This window comes from Protofrankia coriariae (assembly GCF_001017755.1).
GTDB classification, from domain to species: Bacteria; Actinomycetota; Actinomycetes; order Frankiales; family Frankiaceae; genus Protofrankia; species Protofrankia coriariae.
The window spans coordinates 71,256-77,129 of the sequence record NZ_JWIO01000021.1 but is presented as its reverse complement, the minus strand read 5'-3'; the positions used below and the strand labels follow the sequence as shown (position 1 = coordinate 77,129).

The window sequence follows — 5,874 nt, the reverse complement described above, 5'->3', positions numbered from 1 at the left end:
ACCGATCTTGAAACAGTCCCGGGCCTTTTGGCGGCCGGATTCTCGACGTCCCGTGCGGCAGCGGCCGCCACAGCCTGGCGCTCGCGGCGCTCGGCCACCGGGTGACCGGGGTCGACATCTCGGCCGAGGCCGTCGGCCATGCCAGGCGGGAGGCGGCTCGGGCCGGCCTCGACGTCAGGTTCGCCCAGGCGGACATGCGCTCGATCCCACGGCCGGCGTCGTTCGACGCCGCCGTGTGCCTGGGCAACAGCTTCGGTTACCTGGACACCGCCGGCACCCGGGAGTTCATCGCGGCCCTCGCCGGTGCCCTCCGCCCCGGCGGGGGTCTCGTCATCGACTTCAACGCGACCGCGGAGACCGTCCTGCCGGGCTACACCGGTCAGCCACGCACCATGCGGACCGGGGACATCACGGTCGAGACGACGACCGAGTACGACGTCGACGAAAGTTGCCTGATCAGCCGGTACCGGTTCAGCCGGGGCGGGGAGGTCGTCGACGCCACGGCACTGCACCGCGTCTACACCAGCCGCCAGCTCGGTGAGCTGCTCATCGACGGCGGGTTCACCGGCATCGAGCGGTACGCCGGGCCGGACGGTGCGCCCTACCAGCTCGGCTCGAGCCGGTTGATGCTCGTCGCCCGCCGAACCTGACCCGCTGAATCACTCGAGTTCGTCCCTGACCAATCGAGAGCGGATCGGTCAGGGACGAACTCGTTCAACGTCCACGTCCGGGGCGCTGCCGGCCGAAGGAGCCGTGTCCGTCGAGCGGCATGCCGGACGGGGTAGCGCTGGGCCTATTCGTGGCTGTCGAGGCCGTAGGCGGCCAGGGCCTGGGTGGCGGCGGTGTGGATGCCCGCGACGATGTCGGGGGGCCCGAGAGCTCTGGCCTGGTCGCCGAGGCCGAGCAGCAGGCGGCGCAGCCAGCCGGGCTCCCAGATGCGCAGTTCCACCAGCAGACGGCCGCCGTCGAGCTCGCGGCGGGAGACGACCGGGTAGTGGTCGGCGACCCAGCGTGCGGCCGGTTCCAGCTCGAGGACGACCAGCGTCTCCGCCGGGCCGGGCTCGAACAGGCCGTCGGTGTCCCGCGGGCGGGCCTCCAGCGGCGGGTCGGCGGGTGTGTCGAGCACGGTGACGCCGTCCGGGCCGTCGATCCGGTCGAGGCGGAACAGCCGGACCGCCTGTGACCGGTGGCACCAGCCCTCCAGGTACCAGTGGCCGTCCCGGGTGAGCACCCGCATCGGGTCGACGTCGCGTTCGGTCAGCTCGTCGCGGGACCAGACCAGGTAGCGCAGGCGCAGCTGCCGGCCGCGGGCCACCGCGTCCTGGACGGCCCGCAGGACCCCGTCCTGGGCGTCGAGCTCGACACGGACCCGGTCGGCGGGCAGGGTGCCGACGGCGTCCGCCAGCTTGCCCAGCGCCCGGTCGAGCGCGTCGCGGGCGGACAGGCCGGGCACGTCGGCGAGCGTGCGGGCCGCGACGACCAGCGCCATGGCCTCGTCCGCGGACAGCCGCAGCGGGCGGTCGAGGGTCTGCGGGTCGAGGACGGAGATCTGGTCGGCGGAGTAGCTCAGATCGATCAGGTCACCGGGGGCGCCGCCGGGCAGGCCGCAGACGAACAGCAGGTCCAGGTCGTCCCGCAGCTGGCGGACGGTGATCCCGAAGGTGGCGGCGGCCTCGTCGAGGCACACCCCGGGATGGGCGCGCAGCCACGGCACCAGGGCCAGCAGCCGACTGAGCCGGTCGGCGGCGGAGGCGGAGGACACCGGCGGGCTCACGGCACGTTCTCCGGCAGCGTCGCCGCCCCGCTGGGCGCCCTGCCCGCTTCCCCGTCGGCCGGGGCGTCCGACGAGGGCAGCGGCGGTCCCGCCGGATCCCTGGCCACCGTGTCAGCGACCGGCGGGACCACCGGCGGAATCACCGTGTCCCCGGTTGGCTTCCCCGGGGACGCGGCCGCCGACTGCCTCTTCCGTCCCCCGGTCGGCTTTTTCACAGAGGTGGCCGGTGGGGAGGCCGGGGCCGCGGAGCAGAAGAACGCCCGGGAACCGGCTGGGTCCGCCGGTTTCGCCGCCGGGCGTGGCCGTTCGATGCCGTCGTGGGCCCGGGCGGCGTCGGCCAGTCGGCGTACCACCTCGGCACGCAGCTGTGCCGGCTGCTCCACCAGCACGTCCGCGCCGTAGCCGGCGATCCATCTGGCCAGCTGCTCGGTGTCGGAGTAGTCGAGCTCCACCCAGTCCATCCCGGCCGCCGCGGCGGCCAGGCGGCCCTCGTCGCTCCCCGGCGCGAGATGCCGCGGGCCGTCGGCGGGGAGCGCCCGGGCGTACCGGCGCAGCGCGTGACCGGCCCCCGGGCGGACGCACAGGACGGCGGTGCGGGTGGGCTCGGGCGACGGCGCCGACGCGGACACCAGCGCCCGCAGGTCGACCCCGTCGGGGACGCGGACCGCGCCTGCCGGCCCGACCGCGCGCACGGCGCCGGTCACCCGCGACAGCCGGAAGACCCGGGGGGCCCGCCGGTCACGGTCGTGGCCGACGAGGTACCAGCGTCCCCGCCAGGAGACCACCCCCCACGGCTCGACGTGGCGTTCGCGGGCCTCGGTCTGTTCCACCTTGCGGTAGGGGNCGTGGTGGCGACCCGCGGCTCCAGGCCGTCCGGGCCGGGCAGGGTGCGGATACCGCCGGCCGCGAGCTTGCGCAGGGCGCTGGCGGACGCGTCCGCCAGCGCCGTGCTGGACCACAGCTGGGCGGCGAGCCCGAGAGCGGCGGCCTCGTCCGGGTCGAGGGAGATCTCCGGCAGCGCGTAGTCGCCGCGGCGGATGCGGTAGCCGACCTCGTCGCTCCAGTACGAGTCCGACCCGGTCTCCAGCGGGATGCCGATGTCGCGCAGGTACTGCTTGTCCCGCTCGAACATGCGGCGGAACGCCTCCTGCTCGTCAGCGGTGTCGCCGGGGGTGTAACCCTCCACGAGCTCGCCGATTTCGGAGACGGTGAGGAACCGCGATGTGGCCATCAGGCACATCGTCAGGTTCAGCAGCCGTTCCAGCCGACGACGGGACACCGTACGAGGCTAGAACACCCCTGTTGGATCTTCAGCGTCGCCCATGCGACAACCCGGCCCGTAAAGCGTCGACCGCGCGTTCGAGGAGATCGAACACACGATCGACGCCTGTCGCCCGGACTGGCCGGCGGCCCGACCCGGCCCGGCCCGGCCCCGCCTGATCGGTCCGTCCGCGTCCGCGCGGACCGGTCGGGCGGGACACCGGTCAGTTGTCGCTGGCCTGGACGCCGACGAGATCGACGACGAAGACCAGGGTGGATCCGCCCGGGATCGGCCCCTGGTCCGTCGCGCCGTAGCCGAGTTCGGGCGGGATCACGAGCGTGCGCCGGCCGCCGGTCTTCATCCCGGCGATGCCCTGCTGGAAGCCGGGGATGACGCCGTCCAGCGGGAAGATCGACGGCTCTCCACGGTCCCAGCTCGCGTCGAACTCCTTGCCGTTGGCCCACAGGGTGCCGACGTACTGCACCGACACGGTGCTGGTCGGCGACGCCACCGCGCCGGTGCCGACCACGAGGTCGCGGGTCACCAGCGTCGCAGGCGGCGTGCCGGCACCGGCCGCGATCGTCGGCTTGGCCGACAGGTCGCCCGCGCCTGTCACTGTCGGTAGCTGCGATTCGCCCGTCCCGTCGGGCGCGGTGGAGCTTCCGCAGGCGGCAAGTGTGACGGGCAGCGTGGCGAGCAGAACGGCGGAGAGTATAACAAAACGGACACCTCGGCCAAGGCGTGGAACGACGGTCACAGGTAGGTGGTCCTCACATGCTGGCGATGAGTTTGTCGACCCGGTCGTCGACGGACCGGAACGGATCCTTGCAGAGCACCGTACGCTGTGCCTGATCGTTCAGTTTCAGGTGTACCCAGTCGACGGTGAAGTCGCGTCGCTTCTCCTGGGCCCGCTTGATGAACTCACCACGCAGCCGGGCCCGAGTGGTCTGCGGCGGGACGGACTTCGCCTCGAAGATGTCGAGGTCGCGGCTGACCCGTTCCACCAGCCCGCCGCGTTCCATCCGGTAGTACAGGCCCCGGTCACGATGGATGTCGTGGTACTTCAGGTCGATCTCGGCCACCCGAGGCGAGGCCAGCGACAGGCCGTGCCGGTGCCGGAACCGGTCGATGAGCACGTACTTGGTCACCCAGTCGATCTCGCGGGCGACCAGTTCCAGGTCGTCGGTCTCGATCGCGAGCAGGGTGCGGCCCCACAGGTCCAGGACGCGCTTGGCGACCGCGTCCCCGCCGCGGCGTTCGACGAACTCCTGCGCCTTGGTGAAGTACTCGCGCTGGATCTCCAGCGCGCTCGCCTCCCGCCCGTTCGCCAGCTTGATCCTGCGCTGGCAGGTCATGTCGTGGCTGACCTCGCGGATTGCCCGGATGGGGTTCTCCAGCGACATGTCCCGCAGCACCACCCCGGCCTCGATCATGCGCAGGACCAGATCGGTCGAGCCGATCTTGAGCAACATCGTGGTCTCGCTCATGTTCGAGTCGCCGACGATCACGTGCAGGCGCCGGAACCGCTCGGCGTCGGCGTGCGGCTCGTCCCGGGTGTTGATGATCGGACGGGACCGGGTGGTCGCCGACGACACCGACTCCCAGATGTGCTCGGCGCGCTGCGAGATGCAGTACACCGCCCCCCGCGGGGTCTGCAGGACCTTGCCCGCCCCGCACAGGATCTGCCTGCTGACCAGGAACGGCACCAGGACGTCGGCGAGCCGGCTGAACTCGCCGTGCCGCCCCACCAGGTAGTTCTCGTGGCAGCCGTAGCTGTTGCCGGCCGAGTCCGTGTTGTTCTTGAACAGGTGGATGTCGCCGGCGATACCCTCCTCGCGCAGCCGCCGTTCCGCCTCGACCAGCAGCCCCTCCAGGATGCGCTCGCCGGCCTTGTCGTGGGTGACGAGGTCGGGCACGGAGTCGCACTCGGGGGTGGCGTACTCCGGATGGCTGCCCACGTCGAGATAGAGCCGGGCACCGTTCTTCAGGAAGACGTTGCTGCTACGACCCCAGGAGACGACCCGACGGAAGAGATAGCGGGCCACCTCGTCCGGGGACAGCCTGCGCTGGCCGCGGAAGACACAGGTGACCCCGTACTCGTTCTCCAGGCCGAAGATGCGGCGATCCACACCGACGACCCTATGCCGCCCGCCCACCCTGGTGTGAGCGGACGCTCCAGCCGCCCTCGTCCGTGGCCGCCTGTGACCTCCTCGGCGCCCGTCGTGGCACAGAGGGTCACAACCCTGACGCAAAGGGTGGTGAAGTGGGTCGGATGCGCGCCCGCGTCCGGTAACGTCCGCGCCGGAGCCGCAGGCTGCGATCCAGAGACGATCAAGAGACAGTCCGGAGATGATCCGGGGCGCGATCCGAGAACTCCGAGGGCCGTCTCCGCCGGAAGAGCCCGCCGGAGACGGTAGAGAGGACGACCAGCATGACGGTGACGCCCGAACCCTCCGCAGTCGTCACGACCGTGGGTGGCACCACCCCTGCCACGGTGGTCACGCCGCGCCCGGGCAGTCCGACCCACGGCGGGGTGATCGTGGTCCAGGACGCGCGGGGAATCACGCCGTACCTGGTGTCGGTGTGCGTACGGCTGGCCGGTGCCGGCTGGCTCGCGGTCGCCCCGCACCTCTACCACCGGGACGGGATCGCCGAGGTCGACCCGGCCGGCAGCTGGCCGTCCGCGCCGCGGCAGATGGGCACTCTGACCGCCGCCGGCATCACCACGGACGTCGACGCCAGCCTCACCCACCTCGCCGGCGCAGGCTTCGCTCCCGGGCGGACCGCGGTGCTCGGCTTCTGCATGGGCGGGACCGTGGCGCTGGCCACCGCCACCCGC

Annotated in this window: 6 protein-coding genes (1 of these 6 cut by a window edge); 2 read left to right on the top strand and 4 right to left on the bottom strand. The window is 72.1% G+C overall.

The features are described 5' to 3' along the window. Nucleotides 1–38: 38 nt before the first annotated feature. The gene (locus FrCorBMG51_RS14185; protein ID WP_083731202.1) at nucleotides 39–650 is read left to right on the top strand and encodes a class I SAM-dependent methyltransferase; all 612 of its coding nucleotides are present in this window, start codon (nucleotides 39–41) and stop codon (nucleotides 648–650) included. A 143-nt stretch (nucleotides 651–793) separates the two neighbouring features. Here the strand turns inward: FrCorBMG51_RS14185 and FrCorBMG51_RS14180 are convergent, their stop codons facing one another. The 4 genes from FrCorBMG51_RS14180 to pafA all read right to left on the bottom strand — a co-directional run bounded on the left by FrCorBMG51_RS14180 (nucleotide 794) and on the right by pafA (nucleotide 5,164). Beyond that, the gene (locus tag FrCorBMG51_RS14180; RefSeq protein ID WP_047223536.1) at nucleotides 794–1,774 is read right to left on the bottom strand and encodes a helix-turn-helix transcriptional regulator; all 981 of its coding nucleotides are present in this window, start codon (nucleotides 1,772–1,774) and stop codon (nucleotides 794–796) included. After that, the gene (locus tag FrCorBMG51_RS31300; RefSeq protein WP_235433573.1) at nucleotides 1,771–2,559 is read right to left on the bottom strand and encodes a WYL domain-containing protein; all 789 of its coding nucleotides are present in this window, start codon (nucleotides 2,557–2,559) and stop codon (nucleotides 1,771–1,773) included. Before FrCorBMG51_RS31300 ends, FrCorBMG51_RS14180 begins: the two co-directional genes overlap by 4 nt. 699 nt (nucleotides 2,560–3,258) lie before the next feature. After that, entirely contained in the window at nucleotides 3,259–3,792 is a 534-nt protein-coding gene (locus tag FrCorBMG51_RS14170; RefSeq protein WP_047223535.1) for an FKBP-type peptidyl-prolyl cis-trans isomerase, read from the bottom strand. A 13-nt stretch (nucleotides 3,793–3,805) separates the two neighbouring features. Continuing rightward, complete coding sequence (gene pafA / locus FrCorBMG51_RS14165) at nucleotides 3,806–5,164, bottom strand: Pup--protein ligase (protein WP_047223534.1); 1,359 nt, start codon at nucleotides 5,162–5,164, stop codon at nucleotides 3,806–3,808. A 302-nt stretch (nucleotides 5,165–5,466) separates the two neighbouring features. Between pafA and FrCorBMG51_RS14160 the strand changes: the two genes are divergently transcribed. Continuing rightward, nucleotides 5,467–5,874: the 5' portion of a dienelactone hydrolase family protein gene (locus FrCorBMG51_RS14160; RefSeq protein WP_047223533.1), read on the top strand. The gene runs 360 nt beyond the window's last position; 408 of the gene's 768 nt are visible here — the first part of the coding sequence; its start codon is at nucleotides 5,467–5,469; the stop codon falls past the right edge of the window.